Source organism: Algoriphagus aurantiacus (assembly GCF_035156405.1).
Taxonomy (GTDB): domain Bacteria; phylum Bacteroidota; class Bacteroidia; order Cytophagales; family Cyclobacteriaceae; genus Algoriphagus; species Algoriphagus aurantiacus.
In genome coordinates, this window is the sequence record NZ_JAXRUT010000008.1 from 133,933 (window position 1) to 152,964 (window position 19,032).

General features: G+C 40.6%; 17 protein-coding genes and 1 tRNA gene. 10 read left to right on the forward strand and 8 right to left on the reverse strand.

Annotated features, from left to right (window positions below; all coding sequences use genetic code 11):
• Positions 1–44 precede the first annotated feature (44 nt).
• Positions 45–953, reverse strand: a complete 909-nt coding sequence (gene gldA, locus SYJ56_RS10325; RefSeq protein ID WP_323834013.1) for a gliding motility-associated ABC transporter ATP-binding subunit GldA — start codon at positions 951–953, stop codon at positions 45–47.
• Between the two features lie 193 nt (positions 954–1,146).
• On the opposite strand from gldA, the gene SYJ56_RS10330 reads away from it, so the two are divergent.
• Positions 1,147–2,361 (forward strand): ATP-binding protein, encoded by a 1,215-nt coding sequence (locus SYJ56_RS10330; protein ID WP_323834014.1) that lies wholly within the window; start codon positions 1,147–1,149, stop codon positions 2,359–2,361.
• A gap of 25 nt (positions 2,362–2,386) precedes the next feature.
• Here SYJ56_RS10330 and SYJ56_RS10335 read toward each other — a convergent pair whose 3' ends face one another.
• On the reverse strand, positions 2,387–3,085 hold the full coding sequence (locus tag SYJ56_RS10335; RefSeq protein WP_323834015.1) for an SDR family oxidoreductase: 699 nt from the start codon (positions 3,083–3,085) through the stop codon (positions 2,387–2,389).
• A gap of 147 nt (positions 3,086–3,232) precedes the next feature.
• On the opposite strand from SYJ56_RS10335, the gene SYJ56_RS10340 reads away from it, so the two are divergent.
• Complete coding sequence (locus SYJ56_RS10340) at positions 3,233–4,540, forward strand: amidohydrolase (RefSeq protein WP_323834016.1); 1,308 nt, start codon at positions 3,233–3,235, stop codon at positions 4,538–4,540.
• Between the two features lie 75 nt (positions 4,541–4,615).
• Here the strand turns inward: SYJ56_RS10340 and SYJ56_RS10345 are convergent, their stop codons facing one another.
• Positions 4,616–5,779 carry an alpha/beta fold hydrolase gene (locus SYJ56_RS10345; protein ID WP_323834017.1) on the reverse strand — a complete coding sequence of 388 codons (1,164 nt, stop codon included), beginning with the start codon at positions 5,777–5,779 and terminating at the stop codon, positions 4,616–4,618.
• Positions 5,780–5,862: 83 nt separating this feature from the next.
• The gene (locus SYJ56_RS10350) at positions 5,863–7,236 is read right to left on the reverse strand and encodes a DEAD/DEAH box helicase (RefSeq protein ID WP_323834018.1); all 1,374 of its coding nucleotides are present in this window, start codon (positions 7,234–7,236) and stop codon (positions 5,863–5,865) included.
• Positions 7,237–7,283: 47 nt separating this feature from the next.
• On the opposite strand from SYJ56_RS10350, the gene SYJ56_RS10355 reads away from it, so the two are divergent.
• The 8 genes from SYJ56_RS10355 to SYJ56_RS10390 all read left to right on the forward strand — a co-directional run bounded on the left by SYJ56_RS10355 (position 7,284) and on the right by SYJ56_RS10390 (position 15,399).
• Complete coding sequence (locus SYJ56_RS10355) at positions 7,284–8,627, forward strand: dihydroorotase (protein WP_323834019.1); 1,344 nt, start codon at positions 7,284–7,286, stop codon at positions 8,625–8,627.
• A gap of 76 nt (positions 8,628–8,703) precedes the next feature.
• A tRNA-His gene (locus SYJ56_RS10360) sits at positions 8,704–8,779 on the forward strand.
• Positions 8,780–8,871: 92 nt separating this feature from the next.
• Complete coding sequence (locus SYJ56_RS10365) at positions 8,872–9,012, forward strand: hypothetical protein (RefSeq protein WP_323834020.1); 141 nt, start codon at positions 8,872–8,874, stop codon at positions 9,010–9,012.
• Positions 9,013–9,121: 109 nt separating this feature from the next.
• Positions 9,122–11,038 (forward strand): amylo-alpha-1,6-glucosidase, encoded by a 1,917-nt coding sequence (locus SYJ56_RS10370; RefSeq protein WP_323834021.1) that lies wholly within the window; start codon positions 9,122–9,124, stop codon positions 11,036–11,038.
• A gap of 10 nt (positions 11,039–11,048) precedes the next feature.
• Positions 11,049–12,335, forward strand: a complete 1,287-nt coding sequence (locus SYJ56_RS10375) for a glycosyltransferase family 4 protein (protein ID WP_323834022.1) — start codon at positions 11,049–11,051, stop codon at positions 12,333–12,335.
• Entirely contained in the window at positions 12,332–13,540 is a 1,209-nt protein-coding gene (locus SYJ56_RS10380) for a glycoside hydrolase family 57 protein (protein ID WP_323834023.1), read from the forward strand. The genes SYJ56_RS10375 and SYJ56_RS10380 overlap by 4 nt, the downstream gene beginning before the upstream one ends.
• 491 nt (positions 13,541–14,031) lie before the next feature.
• Positions 14,032–14,184, forward strand: a complete 153-nt coding sequence (locus SYJ56_RS10385; RefSeq protein WP_323834024.1) for a hypothetical protein — start codon at positions 14,032–14,034, stop codon at positions 14,182–14,184.
• A 183-nt stretch (positions 14,185–14,367) separates the two neighbouring features.
• Positions 14,368–15,399 carry a hypothetical protein gene (locus SYJ56_RS10390; protein WP_323834025.1) on the forward strand — a complete coding sequence of 344 codons (1,032 nt, stop codon included), beginning with the start codon at positions 14,368–14,370 and terminating at the stop codon, positions 15,397–15,399.
• Positions 15,400–15,460: 61 nt separating this feature from the next.
• Here SYJ56_RS10390 and panB read toward each other — a convergent pair whose 3' ends face one another.
• The 4 genes from panB to SYJ56_RS10410 all read right to left on the reverse strand — a co-directional run bounded on the left by panB (position 15,461) and on the right by SYJ56_RS10410 (position 19,008).
• The gene (panB, locus tag SYJ56_RS10395; RefSeq protein ID WP_323834026.1) at positions 15,461–16,282 is read right to left on the reverse strand and encodes a 3-methyl-2-oxobutanoate hydroxymethyltransferase; all 822 of its coding nucleotides are present in this window, start codon (positions 16,280–16,282) and stop codon (positions 15,461–15,463) included.
• A 4-nt stretch (positions 16,283–16,286) separates the two neighbouring features.
• A complete protein-coding gene (locus SYJ56_RS10400; protein ID WP_323834027.1) occupies positions 16,287–16,778 on the reverse strand; it encodes a phosphoribosyltransferase family protein in 492 nt (163 codons plus the stop codon).
• A 61-nt stretch (positions 16,779–16,839) separates the two neighbouring features.
• On the reverse strand, positions 16,840–17,763 hold the full coding sequence (rsgA, locus tag SYJ56_RS10405; protein WP_323834028.1) for a ribosome small subunit-dependent GTPase A: 924 nt from the start codon (positions 17,761–17,763) through the stop codon (positions 16,840–16,842).
• Positions 17,764–17,850: 87 nt separating this feature from the next.
• On the reverse strand, positions 17,851–19,008 hold the full coding sequence (locus SYJ56_RS10410) for a 3-deoxy-D-manno-octulosonic acid transferase (RefSeq protein ID WP_323834029.1): 1,158 nt from the start codon (positions 19,006–19,008) through the stop codon (positions 17,851–17,853).
• Between the last annotated feature and the right edge of the window lie 24 nt (positions 19,009–19,032).

A 19,032-nucleotide genomic window follows, 5' to 3' on the forward strand; every position in this document is an offset into this window, starting at 1 on the left:
AATCATTCCAGTATGTGACGTTGGAGTCATGCTCGATTTCATACTTAGGCGTTGGTGATTTCCCGGAAAATTAATTCCAGATTTTTTTTACTTTGATTGAGGCTGACCAGATTTATTGAACGCTCATGAAGAATTTGTAAGATAGCTTTTCTTGCGAAAGCAGGATCTGAAGTAGAAATAAGTAACTCCATTTCTCCTTTTGAGCCAAAATCTACTTTACCCACATTTTCAAACCATAAAAGCTCTAAATTCTCCTCTGTTTCAAGAATTAAAATAGTCTCATTAGAATTGGACTTCAAATTTGAAAGTGAATCCGAAGCTAGAATCTTACCCTTATTGATAATGACCACATCATGGCAGATTGCCTCTACTTCCTGCATTATATGAGTGGAAAGTATTAGTGTTTTGTCCTTAGCCACTTCTTGAATCAGGCTTCTGATTTCCACCAATTGATTAGGGTCTAGGCCAGTAGTCGGTTCATCCAGAATAATCACCTGCGGATCATGGATTAAAGCCCGGGCCAAACCTACCCGCTGTCGGTATCCTTTGGAAAGCTGTCCTATTTTTTTATGTTGCTCCGGTTCAAGACCGGTGCGATTAAGCATTTCCCTGGTTCTGGACTTTAATTTTTGGCCTGACAACCCATACAGTCCTCCAGAGAATTCCAGAAATTCCCGCACATACATATCAAAGTAAAGAGGATTGTGCTCAGGCAGATAGCCTATCAATGGACTGACCTCTTTTGGTGAATTCAATGCATCCTTCCCCAACACAGTCACTCCCCCGGAATCTGCCGACAGAAATCCGGTAATGATTTTCATCGTGGTGGATTTCCCTGCGCCATTTGGACCTAAAAACCCAAGAATCCTTCCAGGTGTAGCAACAAAAGACACTTCTTCCAATGCTTTTTGGGTTCCATAGAGTTTGGTGAGTTGGGATACTTCTAGTGACATGTAGCTTTTTTAGTCAATCAAAAGTAAGGAAAAAATGTAGTTTTCATTGGCCGAAGCGCATTTGGAAGTCATTACATCTTCGACAATTCACTTTTCAACTCCATTCTTTTTGAAATATCTTGTATTTACAATACAATATATCTTGTATTGTAAATACAAGATATTATATTTACATTGATTTACAGAAACTTAAATGATACAAAAGCAAACACTTGGAGAAATAATCTTAGATCAAAATAAAAATTTTCTTCAAAAATCCCTGATAGCAAGAGAGGAAAGCCTACCCGATTACATGAATCAAATCGTGATAGTAAGCGGGGTGAGACGCTGTGGAAAAAGTATTTTGATACGGAACAGCTTTTCCGAAAACCAATCCGGACTATATCTCAATTTTGAGGATCCTAGACTGGTAGACTTTGAGCCAACGGATTTCCCAAAGCTAGAAGAGTTAAGAAATGAGTTTGGAAAAACTACCATACTTTTAGATGAACTTCAATGGATAGAAGGCTGGGAGGTTTTTGCCCGCTCATTACATGAAAAAGGGCAACCGCTATACATCACAGGCTCCAACGCCAGCATGCTCAGCCGAGAGCTAGGAACCAGACTTACCGGTAGATACAAACAAATAGAGCTCTTCCCGTTCAGTTATACAGAGTTTTTAACCTATAAAGGTTTGGCTCCTGAGGAAGCCAGCTTCGAATCTTATTTTCACCTTGGAGGCTTTCCTGAATATTTGCACAACCAAGATCAAGAATATCTAAGAACATTGATGCGGGATATATTGACTCGGGATGTGGCTGTCAGAAGAAATATCTCCAATGAAACTCAACTGATCCGATTAGGGGTCTTTTTAGCATCCAACGTAGGAAAGGAATTCAGTTATTCTAAAATGGCACAACTGCTGGAAATCAAATCCGTGCGAACACTGATAGATTACTGTGATTACTTGGAAGAAAGTTACTTATTTGACTTGATCCCTATGTATTCCAAATCCATCCGAAAGCAAGTAGCTAATCCAAAAAAAGCCTTTTGCGTTGATCCGGCACTGGCTTCCGCAAATTCCCTCTCCTTTAGTAAGGATTTGGGAAGAAGGCTTGAGAATTTCGTGTATTTACATCTGCGGAGGTCATTCAATACAATCCATTATTACAGATCCAAAAACTCTGAATGTGATTTTCTTATCAAATGGAATGAAGAAATTATCGGTACAGTCCAGGTCTGCTGGGAATTAAACTCAGACAATTTGCAAAGAGAAGTAAAAGGCATCAAAGATGCGATGAAGGAAATCGGACTCAGCTCAGGCTTTATCATCACGTATAATCAGGAAGACATCTTCGAAGGAATTTCTGTGATTGCAGCGTGGAAATGGTTCTTAAAGCCAGCCAATACTTACTTTAATCTTGAGTGAGTATTGGCTTCAGCAATATCACTCCCTACTTCTTCCCTTTTGGTCTTAGAGGTCTACATTCCACGTCTGCCACGAAATAATTCGGGTGAGTTTCTAAGGTTTGGACAATCGTCTGAGCTACATCCTCAGGACGCATCATATTTTCATGCGCAGTTGCACCTTCTATATCATCGAAGAAGTTCGTCTGTGTAGAACCTGGGTAGATCGTAGAAACTTTGATTCCAAAATCTCTAAGTTCCATATACATAGAATGGGAAATCCCGCGTACTGCATGTTTTGTCCCTACGTATCCAGCAAAATTGGCCACCCCATTCAATCCAGCGATTGATGCGATGTTTAAAATATGTCCTTCGTCCGCAGATTTCATTGCTGGAACCAGCCTTTTGCTCACATAAAACAATCCATGAACATTCGTGTCAAACATGGTTTTCCAATCTTCTGAGGACATTTCTTCTAATTTACCCGAAATACCAAACCCCGCATTATTGATTAGTACTCTGATATCCGAACCTAACTTACTCGTAGTTTGCTGAAAAGCTTTTTCCACTGAATCTTCCTTCGAAATGTCGCATGTGAAAAAATGGAAATTATCATGCTGAAAATCCGGAGCATTTCTACCCCATCCCACGACAATCGTTCCTTTTTCAATTAATAATTTGACTACTTCCAGCCCTATTCCTTTACTCACGCCAGTTACCACTGCGATTTGATTATTCAGTTGCATAGATTCTTGTTCAAGAGATTTATACTACAAAAGCATTTCAGGTGAAATAGTTCTATAATCTAAAGAGTTTCCTTCCTATTAGCCCTAAAAAACTTGAGCATTGGCACATTTTTCTAAATTTGAATAACATCAAGAAAACCCCCAACCATGAAAAAACTTTTACGCCCCCTACTATTTGTTCCAATGCTCATAGGAACAGGAACTCTTTGCGCACAATCCGAACTCCGGCCAGCTATCGACACCAAGGTAAATTCAATAGAATCTAAGGTGATCGAGTGGCGCCGAGACTTTCATATGCATCCAGAGTTGGGAAATCAGGAATTTCGTACAGCAAAGAAAGTCGCAGACCATCTTCGTTCTTTAGGAATAGAAGTCACCGAAAACGTAGCTATTACAGGAGTAGTAGGAGTTTTGAAAGGTGGAAAGCCCGGCCCGACCGTAGCACTTCGCGCAGATATGGATGCCCTTCCTGTAACCGAACGAAATGACTTACCATTCAAATCCATTAACACCGCTACTTACAACGGCCAGGAAACAGGTGTAATGCATGCCTGTGGTCACGATTCACATGTAGCCATCCTTATGGGTGTGGCAGAGGTTCTAGCCAGCATGAAGAATGACCTGGAAGGAACAGTGAAGTTCATTTTCCAACCAGCAGAAGAAGGTGTATTTGATGCTGAAATGGCTGGAGCGGAGCTGATGGTGAAAGAAGGCGTGATGGAGGATGTGGATGCTGTTTTCGGCTTGCATATCAATTCCCAGACAGAAGTAGGGAAGATTGGCTACCGATCTGGTCCAATAATGGCAGCTGTAGATAATCTTGAAATCACAGTCAAAGGTGTGCAAGCCCATGGTGCCTATCCTTGGTCCAGTGTGGATCCCATAGTTACCAGTTCGCAGATCATCATAGGACTACAGACCATTCTTTCCCGAAATGTAAATGTCACCCAGAACCCAGCAGTAGTGACCATTGGAGCGATTCATGGTGGAATTCGTCATAATATTATCCCCGAGGAAGTGGAAATGATCGGAACCATCAGAACCTTTGGTGACGAACAGCAAGGGCTAGTGCATAAGCGTGTGAAAGAGATCGTGACAAATATTGCCGAAAGTGCAGGAGCTACAGTTGACCTGAAGATCGAGAAACTATATCCATCCACCGTCAATCATTCCGATCTGACCAAGGAAATGCTCCCTTCGCTAGAAGCTGCAGCAGGTGCAGAAAATTTAATTTATTTAAACCCTGTTACAGGAGCAGAAGATTTTAGCTTTTTCCAGAGAGAAAAGCCTGGTGTGTTTATTTTTCTGGGAGGAATGAAAAAAGGAGGCGATCCGCTTACTACTCCTTCTCACCACACGCCTGGTTTCTACATTGACGAGGGCGGATTTGTATTGGGAATGCGAACGTTAAGTTATTTCGTAGTGGATTATATGGGACAGAATAAGAGTGAGTAGGTAGCTATATGTCGGTAGATATTGAAAAACCCGATTCATAATGAATCGGGTTTTATATTTCTATCCAAATTTGAATCAAAAAAGTGGAGGAACTTTAAAGTCCCCCTCGTAATATTTTTCGAAGATGAAGTTCTCCTCGGACAACTTTTTATATGCAGCAATCTTGCCCGCAGTGTCATTGGAAATAAATGCATTTACTAATTCATGGAAGGAAGTAAGCTTCAGTGCTTGCTGCAACCCATGACCATCGTTGAGCAATAACAAGGTGCAATTAGCATAATATTCTGCGAGGACATCATAAGACTTGGAGTAAATCAAATGATCAAACGCTCCTCCGATTAATATCATTTTCCCATCAAACTCCAATAAGTTATCGTAGTTGGTACCATAGAAGTCAAAGTTGCTATTTTGATAGGCAGTCCAAAGTGGGCTGCTCAATTTTTTCATCATTTCTACGCTCAAGTTGCTCTTATTTACAGAATCCTGCAATCCGGAAAGTGCTATCGCATGCTCAAACAACCTCACCATTAACGGGATATTGCTTTGAATATCCTGAACATTCGCTAATCCCGTCAAGACATCCTGAAAAGTCAAAAAATTAATCAGGTTCTCTATGGATAATGACTTTCTACCCATATTCTCTCTATCGAAATTTGCATAATAACTGAAATCAACCTTTTGTTCATCTCTAAGTTTCATATCCGAAAACGACAGCCCTGAGGAAGGAAAACGCAGGTTCTTTTGAATGTCAAAAACCAAGGGATTGACGCTGATCATTCTGCTTACATGCTGCGGAAATAAGGATAGGTAATGCTGTAACACCATGGCCGAGGAAGAGTAGCCCAATAAAATCACCTGCTTATCTCCAAGAAGCTTCTTTCGGATCACTTCAATATCCCGTGCAACTTGATCCTGATTGTAAAGCTTGTAAGCCAATTGGTAATCCGGGGCTCCCGAATACATCACACCCCTTCTCAGTTCTTCATTATTCTTTCTCCCCTTGATCAAAACAAAATTGCAAGATTCAGAAAAATCCAGCAATTCATTGATCGATACAAAAAGCTCATCGAAAGCATCTTCCAGAAGGAATACGGTTTCTCTTTCTTCATCAAATCCGTTTAACAACTCAACTTGAATTTCTATTTTTCTTGAACCAGGAAGATGATGGTCATAGGGAACCAAAAAAGTTTGGGCTTGCAGGGAAGCTCTTATAAAAACAAATAGTAACACTAATCTCACACAGTAATTTTATCATTGTATATAAAACGACAAATAGATCCGGATTAGTTTTACAGAAAAATAACTCAACACAAGCAAATCATCTACTTCCCCTTATTCTTCTGGTGCTTTGTCTTTAGTTGATTTCTATTGGTTTTGGCTTTGGAATTTTTATTTCCACGCTTTTTCTCTTTCTCCTGTTGCTCTAGGTTTGGATTCGGTTTTTTAAACTCTTTTTTCTCATGAAAAGCTCCCTTATAATCAGGATTATCTCTTTGTAGCAAGCGATCAAGTTCACGTGCATAGGCTTGTTTTTCCTCATAAGGAGTAGCAGTGACTTCCACTTCGGAAGGTATTTCTGCTTCCTCTACCTTCATGCGTATGATTTCTTCGATTTTTTCGAAGTGATAGGCCTCTGCAGGATTGACAAAGCTGATTGCCTTGCCTTCTTTCTCAGCTCGGCCTGTTCGACCGATTCGGTGTACATAGTCCTCATAGATCAGCGGCACATCAAAGTTCACCACATGAGAAACCATTGTCACATCCAGTCCTCTAGAGGCAACATCTGTCGCAACAAGTATCCGTACTTCGCCACCTTTAAAATCTTCAATGGAATTGATACGGGTATTTTGCCCCTTATTCGCATGAATAACTCTCACTTCGCCGTAACTCCGATGACTTAGAAAAGCAAATACCTCTTCAGCATTTCTTCTAGATCGAGTGAAAATTATAGCTCTATTAATCTCTTCATTTTTGAATAGATGAGCAAGAAGACTCAGTTTCGTTTTAATATTTGGTACCAAATACTTTACCTGACCGATAGTCTCAGCCGTAGTCGCCTGAGGAGTAACCTCTACCCGCTCCGGAAACTCCAAAAATTCGCCAGCAAACCTGTCGATGCGTTCTCCAAAAGTTGCAGAGAAAAGTAAATTTTGTCGCTTAATTGGAATGACTTCCAAAATTGAACGGATTTGAGGCATAAAGCCCATATCCATCATTTTGTCAGCTTCATCCAAAACCAAGGTTTTGATTTCCTTGGTCAGGATTTTTCCTTTTCTATAGATATCCAGAAATCTTCCCGGTGTAGAAACAATAATATCAACACCTTTCTCCAGGATTTCAATCTGAGTTTTTGGCCCCAAACCACCATAGAGGGCTACCATCCTCAAATCGGTATTTGCTGCCATCTGAAGCACCACTTCTTCGATCTGCATCACCAGCTCACGGGTAGGTGCCAATATCACTGCTCTCGCATGATCACCTTGCGCATATTTCACTTTCATGAGAAGAGGCAATACATAGGCTGCAGTCTTTCCTGTACCTGTCTGAGCAATCCCTAACACATCATGACCAGCAAGAGCAAGCGGGATAGCCTTTTCCTGAATAGGTGTTGGGTGAACATATCCAGCGTCCGCCACCGCATTCAATAGCTGTCGATTTAGCTTAAATGCTTCAAAAGTTGAGGCCTCATTGCTCATGATTTGTTAATTTTGGTTGAACTAGTAAAATCCTAAAAGGAGTAAAGATGAAAAGTATTCTGATCACCGGTGCAAATATAGTCAATGAAGGCCGGATAAGTCCGGGCGATGTTTTAGTAGAAAATGGAAGAATCTCAAAACTTAGAGAAGACCTAAGTGGGGAAAATGCTGACATTCATATTAACGCTACTGGAAAACATCTTTTTCCTGGGCTAATTGACGATCAGGTACACTTCAGAGAACCTGGGCTTACTCACAAAGCTGAGATCTACACAGAGGCAAAAGCCGGCGTGGCTGGAGGCACTACATCGTATATGGAAATGCCAAATACAGTACCTCAATCAACTACTTTGGAACTTCTCGAGCAGAAATACTCCAGAGCTTCTGAGGTTTCTTTGGCCAACTATTCTTTTTTCATGGGGGCGACAAACAGCAACTTGGATGAGATCATGAAAGTCAATTTCGAAGAAGTATGTGGATTAAAGATTTTCCAAGGCTCTTCCACTGGTAATATGGTGGTGGACAACATTGAATCCTTAGAAGAGATATTTAAACAGTGCAAAGCGATCATCGCGATCCACAGTGAAAATGACAACATCATCAAAGCCAATCTAGATGAATTCAAGTCAATCTATGGTGATGATATTCCTGTAAAATTTCACCCAAAAATCAGATCCGAAGAAGCCTGCTACGACGCTTCCAGCAGAGCCGTGGCAATGGCAAAAAAATATGGCACTCGCCTTCACATTCTCCATATCAGTACCGCAAAAGAATTGGAGCTTTTCACCAATACTATTCCATTGGAAGAAAAGAAAGTAACTGCTGAAGCATGCATTCACCATATGTGGTTTTCCGAATCAGATTATGAAACCAAAGGAAACCTGATTAAATGGAACCCTGCAGTAAAAACAGCAAAAGACAGGGAAGCCATATTTAATGCAATGCTTGACGGTACCATCGATATAGTAGCCACAGATCATGCACCGCATACACTAGAAGAAAAGGCTCAGAATTACACTAAAGCTCCTTCGGGCGGACCACTTAATCAACACAGCTTAGTTGCCATGCTTGACTTTTATCATCAAGGTAAAATCAGCTTGGAAAAAATTGCACTGAAAATGTGTCATAACGTCGCCACCTTATTCCACATTAAGGAAAGAGGATTTATCAGAGAGGGATATTACGCCGATTTGGTATTGGTAGACTTAAATAATCCATGGAAAGTCGGCAAAGAGAATATTTTATCAAAGTGTGGGTGGTCTCCCTTTGAAGGTCACACATTCCAGTCAAAAGTCACACACACAGTCGTTTCTGGACATTTAGCGTACGAAAACGGCACATTCCATGAAGAGAAAAAAGGTGAGCGACTTAATTTTTCTATAAAATTTTGATAATCATGTTGCGCTGATTCAGCTTAATTATTACTTTTGCAGACCGTTTGGAAGAAACCAGTCCAGGTGTATAAATGGTGATTGTAGCTCAGCTGGTTAGAGCGCTGGTTTGTGGATCCAGAGGTCGCCGGTTCGAACCCGGTCTTTCACCCAAGCAGCCCCTCATAATTGAGGGGCTTTGTTATTACCAGAGTTCTGTTGGCACAGCATTTGATAAAACCTGCCAGAACTAAACCAACTTCAGATGTTTACTTTGTTCAAAACTTCGCCAAAATTTCCTCAGGTAAAACCCATTAACATCAGAATGGCAAAAAGCTACTTGATGAAGTTTGAAGAATCGCTAAGAAATTTCGAAGAAGTCCAAAAAGAGGCGATTCATTCTTGATTTTCTCTACAAAAACAAAAGGTTATGGAAACATAACCTTTATTTTTTTCCATTTCATTTTTCTTGTCAGTGCAAAACTCTATTTTTAACGACATAGAATTTTTCCCTCATGAGTTATATCCATTTCGATAAAACACAATTAGTCAATCTGAACTATTCTCTTGATAGAGAGATCATCAGATCCAACCGTTCTGGTGCCTATACCAGTACCTCGATTATTTGCTGCAATACCCGCAAATACCACGGGCTGTTGGTTGTACCTCAACCAAAAATCGACTCTCAAAGTCATGTCATGTTATCTACCGTTCATGAAACGGTAATCCAGCACGGTTCAAGTTTTAATCTGGGCATCAGTAAATTCCCGGGAAATTATTCTCCCAGAGGTCATAAATACCTTGAGGACTTTGATTCTGAGCCAATCCCGAAATTAACCTACCGAGTGGGGGGGGTACTTTTGCAGAAGGAATTAATCCTGGATACTAACAGAGATAGATTGATGATTCGCTATACGTTGCTGGATGCGCATTCCCCAACCAAAATACGTATTCAGCCATTTTTGGCCTTTAGAGGATTTCACGACCTTTCTAAGGCCAGCTCGGATATAAATAAGAATTACAAAAAGGCGGCGAATGGGGCAGTTTTCCATCTTTACGAAAAATACGACCCACTTTATTTGCAGGTCTCCAAGAAAGTAGATTTTGTTCCAGCTCCAGATTGGTATCATAATATTGAATATATACTCGAACGTGAGCGGGGATATGACTATCAGGAAGACTTATATGTGCCAGGATATTTCGAATTTGATATCGAAAAGGGTGAATCTGTCATATTTTCGGCAGGGCTAACAGAAGCAGATCCAAAAACACGTCAAAATGCCTTCGAAAAAGAAATCGCAAGAAGAATCCCTAGAAGTAATTTTGTAAACTGTCTCAAAAACTCTGCTGGTCAATTTATAAGACAGCGGGACGGAGCCACCAGAATTATTGCAGGATACCCTTGGTTTGGCTGGTGGGGAAGAGACACCTTTGTAGCGGCTCCTGGCCTGACCCTCACCACGGGTGACTCAAAGACTTTTTTGGATATCATGGACACCATGTCCCGTGATTTAAAAGGACCTCTTTTTCCAAATGTAGGAAGCGGAGTGACCACCAATATGAATTCTATCGATGCCCCGCTTTGGTACTTTTGGGCATTACAGCAGTATATCAAATATACAGGGGACAGCAAGACAATTAAAGATCGCTATTTAGGTAAAATGAAAGGGATTATTGACGGATACCTAAAAGGTACTGATTTCAATATCCATGTTCTGGAAAATGGCCTAGTTTACGGAGGGGAAGAAGGGAAAGCACTTACCTGGATGGATGCGGTGACTCCAGATGGGCCAGTAACTCCCAGGACTGGATGCCCTGTAGAAATTCAGGCACTTTGGTATAATGCCCTTTGCTTCTACTATGAATTGACCGGCGATGAAGAAATCGCAGGTCATGCTACAAAAATCAGTAATACTTTTGAAAAGGAGTTTTGGTCTGAAGAGCATGGTTATTTGGCAGATTACATAAATGGAGATGAAAAAGACTGGGCAATACGTCCCAATATGATTTTTGCCACCTCCCTACCTTATGTAATGCTCAGTGATGATAAATGTGATCAGGTACTGGAGACTGCAAAATCAAAACTTCTCACTACAAGGGGGATGCGCTCACTTTCCCCAGACGATCCCGCCTATAAAGGTTACTACTTTGGTGACCAAATTAGCAGAGATGAAGCGTATCATAATGGCACCGTGTGGGTTTGGCCATTGGGGCATTTTGTAGAAGGATATATTAGACTTCATGGGAAATCAGGAGCAAATTTCATCCAAAAAATCGTAAACGGTTTTGACGGTGTGATGACTCAATATGGAGTGGGGGCAGTAGCAGAAATATATGATGGAGATCCACCTCATCGCCCGAAAGGTGCTATTTCGCAGGCTTGGAGCGTATCAGAATTGCTTAGAATGATGGATTTGGTCAAAAAGATATAACAGACTTTTTATGAAGGTGCTAATGTTTGGGTGGGAGTTCCCACCACATATTTCAGGAGGTCTTGGGACAGCGTGCTATGGTTTGGTCAAGGGATTGGCTCATCACCATCAAGACATCATATTTGTAGTACCTAAACTCTGGGGCGACGAGGAGCCATTGGCAGATTTTGTCAATGCGAGTGATGTCACCATAGATTACCGGGAAAAACGGTTTAAAAAATTCTGGAAAAACCTCACTTACCTAGAAGTAAGTAGTTTTTTGGTTCCTTACCTGGGACCTGATGAATTTAAGAAATACACCGACTATACAATCCATGATAGGACTGATGTAGATGAAAGTGTATTTTCAAACAAATTTGCATTCAGCGGCAAATATGGAAAGGATTTGATGATGGAAGTTTCTCGCTATGCCTTAGTAGCTGCTCATATTTCCAAAAGCAAAGAACACGACATCATCCATGCCCACGACTGGCTTTCTTTTCCGGCTGGAATTGCAGCGAAGGAAATCAGTGGCAAACCTATGGTAGCGCATGTCCATGCAACTGAGTTTGACCGCTCGGGTGAATCCGTCAATCAAGTCGTCTATGACATAGAGAGAGCTGGAATGCATGCGGCAGATCACATAGTCGCGGTAAGTCAGCTCACAAAAAATATTATCATCAAAAAATATGGAGTTCCGGCTGGCAAAATAACCGTACTACACAATGCAGTTTTGGACGCTAGTATTATCAAATCCAACTATCAAAAGAAAGTTCCTGAGAAAATTGTAACCTTTTTGGGCAGAATCACCTTTCAAAAAGGCCCTGAATACTTCGTGGAAGCCGCCAAAAAAGTCATTGAGCGAGATCCCAATGTTCGCTTTGTAATGGCGGGTAACGGAGATTTATTGAATAGAATGATTGATCGTGTAGCTGAGCTTCGCATGGGTACTAAATTTCATTTTACTGGATTTCTTAAAGGCGATGATGTAGATCACATGTATGCCATTTCTGATGTTTATGTGATGCCGTCTGTATCTGAACCCTTTGGAATTTCTCCTCTAGAGGCTGTAAGACACAATACTCCTGTGATTATTTCCAAGCAATCAGGTGTTGCGGAAGTCCTTAATAATGCGATCAAAATTGACTTTTGGGATATTGATTCCATGGCAGATGCCATTTTCGCATTGCTTCACTACGATGGTATTTCCAGAATGTTCAAAGAGCTTGGAACTGAAGAATTGAAAAAATTAAAATGGGAGCATGTGGCCGAAAAACTTGTCACTGTGTACCAAAACACATTATCGCAAAAACCATGAGAACCCTATGCTTTTATTTCCAGGTTCATCAGCCTTACCGACTGAAACCTTATCGCTTTTTTGACATTGGTGAGGATCACCATTATTGGGACGATTTCTCCAATCGAAGTATCATGAGGAAGGTAGCACAAAAGTGCTATTTACCTATGAATGCCCTTCTTCTTGAGCTTATCAATAAATATAATGGGGCATTTAAGGTTAGTTTTTCTATCTCGGGAACCTTCATGGATCAAATGGAGGCATATGCTCCTGATGTTTTGGAGAGTTTCCAGAAGCTGGTGGCAACAGGTCATGTCGAATTATTGAATGAAACATTTTCCCACTCACTAGCCTCACTCAAAAGCAAGAGTGAGTTTAAAGATCTTGTTTATAAACATCAGGCTAAAATCAAAGAGCTTTTCAACGGATATACTCCAAAAGTCTTTCGAAATACAGAGTTGATTTATAGTGATCTGATAGGAGCTTTAGTCGCCGAACTGGGATACGATGCCATGCTAACCGAAGGAGCAAAGCATATTCTGGGATGGAAAAGCCCCAACTATATCTATTTAAACAGCATTGAACCAAAATTAAAAATTCTATTGAAGAATTTCCAACTGAGCGATGACATTGCTTTTAGATTTGGGAATAAGGCCTGGAATGACTATCCATTGACGACTGATAAGTTTATCAACTGGATCAATGCGATTCCAAAAGAGGAAGAAACTGTTAATCTATTCATGGATTACGAGACATTTGGAGAACATCAATGGGCTGAAACTGGAATATTTGATTTCATGCGACACCTTCCAGAGGCAGTATTTACAAAAACCAACTTCGGTTTTTCCACTCCATCGGAAGTAATATCGAAAATTGCACCAGTGGGAAAAATCCATGTACCTATTCCTATTTCTTGGGCTGATGAAGAAAGGGATTTGACCGCATGGCTTGGAAATGACTTGCAAGATGAGGCATTTGATCGGCTATATGATTTGGAAAAACTAGTCAATACCATAGACGATGAGGAGATTCAGCGTGACTGGAGATACTTACAGACTTCGGATCACTTCTATTATATGTGTACAAAGTTTTTCTCAGACGGAGATATTCACTCCTATTTTAGCCCTTATGATTCTCCCTACGATGCCTTTATAAATTTCATGAATGTACTCAGTGACTTCATGATCCGACTCAAGGAAAAAACAAAAAATCCCATAGAAGTCTAAAAAAAGAGCCGACCCGAGTCGGCTCTTTTGCTTTCCACTAAATCAACTCTTTTCAGCTCATTTTTTTTGATATCGCATTTACAGGACAATTTTTTTCGTGCGACATACACCCTATTTTACGGGAACCCCTCCCTAAGACAACAACTTAACCCAACAGTATAATTACTTGATTTTCAAATTTTTAAAGTGGTTAAACCCGGATTTTGCATTAGGTTTCGTTATGAGGCCAGTAATTGCAATAAAATCAGGCTGCTTGGAAACTGAGTCCGCCGCGGCGGATATGGTGAAGTCGAAAACAGCAACGTAGTGACTGATTTTGAAGCAATTACTGGTCGCAATAGAATTGCTAATGCAAAATCCGGGTTAAATGCGCTCAGACAAAAAACTGAGGCCGAAAGCACTGCTTTACAATCACAATTCCTTTTACCTATTTAGTGCTGCCAATTGCGCACAACATACCTTTTAAAACTGTATCAGGAATCAAAACCAGAATGGGAGTTCAGCTCATCGGAGTAGATATTCCCGATTTTCAAGAAATTGTTGATATGGCTTATACAGATTTTGTAGCTCAACTCGAAGCGGAAGGTTTTGAAATCATTTCAGCAGAGGATGCAGCTAAAGGCTCAATGCAGGACGTTGAATAAATAATTTTCAAGGAACTTTTAGAAAATTAAGTTTTCGGATTACATCCAATAAAGCTGGAATAATAATCTAGCTTTTTTAATGAATTTTCAAGCTTGGAGATTTATGAAAAATAGGTCATACGCCGTATTTATTGAAAGTGGATTTGTAATCAAATTGGCAATTCAAACAACCCACACACCAACATGGACCTAAAAAATATTACGCAAGCAGTAATTCTACTTTTTGTATTAAGCATATACTCAGAACTATCAGCCCAATCATTGAGTAAATTCTCACCCTCAGATGAAATGTCCTATGGCTTAAAAAAGCTAAGCAAGAAACCAAAAAAAATCTATATCGCTTCTTTCAACATCAACTTTGAAGTCTACAAAGAAGCTATAGATTATAAAAAAGGAGGAGCAGGTTTTGGTGGAAATGTAAAAGGAGAGGCCACTGCAAGAGGAGCAATTGGTCTCACCGGACTAGATCAGGCTAAAATTCAGGAAAAAACCGATCAATTATATCAGGAATTTATTGAGGGTCTGAAAGTATCAGGTTTCGAAATAGTAGATCCAGCGCTTGCTGGAGCCACAGAGATTTATAAAGGTTGGGAAAAAGCGACAGGCCCTTACGTGATAGAATCACCACTCCCTGGTCTCATGGTGAGCGTACCTACTGGTTTTACGTTTTACTATAGTGGAAAAGAAGGACCATTAGCAAACTTAAATGCGGCACAAAAACTCTCTAGCGAATTGGATGATGCAGCCGTTGCCTCTGTTAATCTTTTCTTTATGTATTCTGAAGATGGAGATAGTTGGATGCCCTCAAATGGTGCAGAGATAAAGATGCTCACTAATTATAGACTTGCTGGAGAATATATGGTGCGCGCCCCGAAAGAAAAGGGGCTAAAAGGTTCCGAATCCTTTGACAAAATCACTTCAATGATCAAGGTTGTCCAAGGGAAAATTGGAGCAGGTGCAGAAATTCAATATCAAGGTTCACTAAAAGAAGCTTTAGAAATTGAAGGAATCATCAAAAAAGAGAAAATGGTGGTTTATTCCAGACAGAGTTCAGCAACCACTACATCCTTCACACCAGTGGTGATCGCTGGACCATCTTACTCCAAAGAAACAAAATGGGTAGATGTAGACCCTTCTAAGTATGCTGAAGGGCTTTACAACGCAGGCCATGAATTTCTAACCTACCATTTAAAAGCATACACCGGCAACTATTGATAAATACACTCCAAACAAAAAGAGCAGCTTGACCAAGCTGCTCTTTTTGTTTGGTCAGATTTCAATAACTCTCCTTTTCGTTTGGAAAGTCTTTACTCTTCACGTCTTTAATATATTGCCCAAAGGCCTCCATCATTATACCTTCTAAGTCGGCATATTGCCTTAAAAATCTTGGTTTAAATTCCTGAGTAATTCCAAGCATATCGTGAACCACCAAGACTTGGCCATCTACTCCACCTCCAGCACCTATGCCGATAATCGGAATGGATACTGATTCGGCAACTTTCTTCGCTAGATCAGCCGGGATTTTTTCCACCACGATGGCAAAGCAACCCAATTCTTCTAAGAGCTTAGCATCCTCCACTAGTTTGGCTGCTTCTGCATCTTCTTTGGCTCTCACTGTATATGTCCCAAACTTATAAATCGACTGGGGAGTCAATCCCAGATGTCCCATAACCGGAACTCCAGCACTAAGTATTCTAGCGACTGATTCTTTGATCTCAGAACCACCCTCTACTTTTACAGCATGAGCCCCGGATTCTTTCATGATCCGAATAGTGGAGCGCAAGGCCTCTGAGCTATTCCCCTGATAGCTGCCAAACGGGATATCCACCACTACAAATGACCTACTTACCGCACGCACCACAGCCGAAGCATGGTAGATCATCTGATCCAAAGTGATAGGCAAGGTAGTCTCATGACCTGCCATCACGTTAGATGCAGAATCACCCACAAGGATGATATCTATCCCGGCAGCATCTACAATTTTGGCCATGGAGTAATCATAAGCAGTGAGCATTGAGATCTTCTCACCACGATCTTTCATCTCCTGAAGAATGTGCGTAGTGATTCTTTTTACGTTGGCAGAGGAATGTACTGACATAGTTTTAGTGCAGATAAACGAAGTAATTATCTCCTGAGAAATCTACTTTGATATGCTCATTGAGCGTGGTAGAAAGTTCGAAGCCTGTGTAATCTGGTCGAATAGGAAAGAGGCCATGGCTGCGATTGACCAGTACTGCTATTTCCATTTTATAAAGTTCTTCATCCAAAAAAGGCTTCATGGCATACACTAAAGTTTTCCCTGTGTTGAGAACATCGTCCACCAAAATCAGCGTCTTTCCTTGCAAGTCTATTTCATGGGAAAGATTCACTTCTTCTGTAGCTATGCGCGCTTTGTCCAAAATAATTTCAGTTTGCTCAATAGTAAGAGGAGAAATTGCTCTTAGCTCGGTGGCAAGAAGGTCAGCTAGAGTTTCCCCCATTCCAGAAATCCCTGCAAACACAACGGCTTTTGAGTTGAGATTCCTTTCGTAAATCTCATAGGCCATTCGGGTGATTTTCTTCTTTATCTGCTGGTGATTGAGTACTTCGCTCATGGTATATTTCAAAAATGAAAATTAGGCCAATTCTACATGGATTCAAAATCAAGCAAACAGCTTATCTGTAGTCATCTTCCTCATTGAGGATATTTAAATAGCTTTGGTAACGGTAAGGATGGATATATCCTGACTCCACTTTCTCCAGCACTATACAACCTGGCTCGTTTACGTGTTGGCAATTATTGTATTTGCATTGTCCAAGGTATTTCCTCATTTCAGGAAAATAATGAGAGAGTTCGTTATCCTCTATATCAAGAATTCCAAACTCCTTAATTCCAGGTGTATCGATCAAATCACCTCCATTTTCCAAGGTAAAAAGCTCTGCAAAAGTAGTTGTATGCACACCTTTGGATGTAAATCCAGAAACTTCTTTGGTATGCTGTGCAGCTTCGGGAACCAACGCATTCAGCAAAGTTGATTTCCCCACTCCTGAATGTCCAGCAATCAACGTGGATTTTCCTGCTAGAACTGGATTGAATTTTTCTTTCAAATTCTCCTCCTTCAATGCCGACACTTCCAATACCTGGTAGCCCAAAGGCTCATAGATCTCATGAATATCCAAAAGCCAATCTTCTGCTTTTTCACCAGACATTTGATCCATTTTGTTGACTACCAAAATGGCTGGAATTCTAAAACTCTCAGTACTTACCAGAAACCTATCTATAAAACCTAAGGATGTCCTCGGGCTTTTCATGGTAATGACAAGAATTGCTTGATCTAGATTACTGGCGATGATGTGAGAAAAATGCTGATTTCGAGTGGATTTCCGTATCACATAATTTTCACGAGGTAAAATGTCCGAAATCACAGCAGTCTCCTGATTCTCTTCCTTTGCCAATTCCACCCAATCCCCCACGGCAATAGGATTGGTCAACTTAAGGTCGTCTTGCTTAAACTTCCCTTTTAATCTGGAAGAAACGACTTTTCCGTCGGTCTGAACTAAATACCAAGACCCAGTGGATTTTATCACTCTTCCTTTCATGTTTTTATAATTGTTTTCTAATGGTCACATGGAATCTCGCTTGGAGGATAATCATCCCACTGTGTGTCGCCTGTGACATGCTCGATTTCATGCTTCTGAAACTAGTTTCTCCACCTTGTTAATAATTCTTGCTGCTGCTCCAATATTCATTTCCACCCAATCCCTTGCTGAATCCGCACTTTGTTGATAAAAATCCGGCTTTTCCAATTTCTCAAAAACTGCTTTCAAACTTTCTACATCACTTACTTCAAATCCACATCCTTTTTTCTGACTCTCTGCTGACTCAGGAAATTTAGCTGTCTTTTTCAACTTGCCAAAAATCACCGGAACTTGGAACCCTAATGGCTCCAAAATATTATGAAGTCCTTTGCCAAATGCCCCCCCCACATAAGCCACTCTAGCAAATTGATACAATGAACTTAGCATTCCAATATTATCTATAAAAAGCACATCAGGAGATTGATCCGAATCCCATTGAGAATACCTAATCGCTGATAATGATAACTGATCCGCCCAACGATTCATCGGCTCGGGAGACAAATCATGTGGTGCGATGATCCATCGATATTCTGGATGTGCATTCATCAGGGGAATAAGAAGATCCATGTCCTGTTGCCACACTGAGCCTGCAACTAGAGTCGGTTTCTCACCGACCCAATTAGCCAGTTCAGGATATTCTTTATAGTTCTTAGCCGTTTCAGCTACTCGGTCAAAGCGCGTGTCACCAGCAATGCTAGTCTGTTGATAATCGATTGAATTTAGTAAATCGAAAGTATCCTTATTTTGAGTGAAAATATGGTCAAATTGAAACAGGATCTTTCTGAAAAATCCATCTCGCTTAAAATAAATCTGATCTGGGCGAAAAGATGCAGAGAATAAAAAAAGAAGAATCTCTCCGTTTTTCACAGCCATTATATGATGATACCAGAGGTCGTATTTGACAAAAAAAACAATCCGTGGACTTAGGATATTCACAAATTCCTCTGCATGGTTCTTACTGTCTAGGGGCAGATAAGTAATGAAATCTACATTGGATTGCGGTTTTTTTATCACATTATCAAAACCGGAAGGGCTGAAAAAACTTACAGCAATTAGCTGAGTGGGTTGCACTCGCTTTAGCTCAGCGATCACCGGCCTAGCCTGCTCATATTCACCTAAAGATGCTACATGAAACCAAGCCAGATCACCTGAATTTATAGATCTAAACTCAGAAAGTCTTCGAAATAGATTTTTTCTACTAGCCAAGAAATGGCTAATTTTGGGAATAAA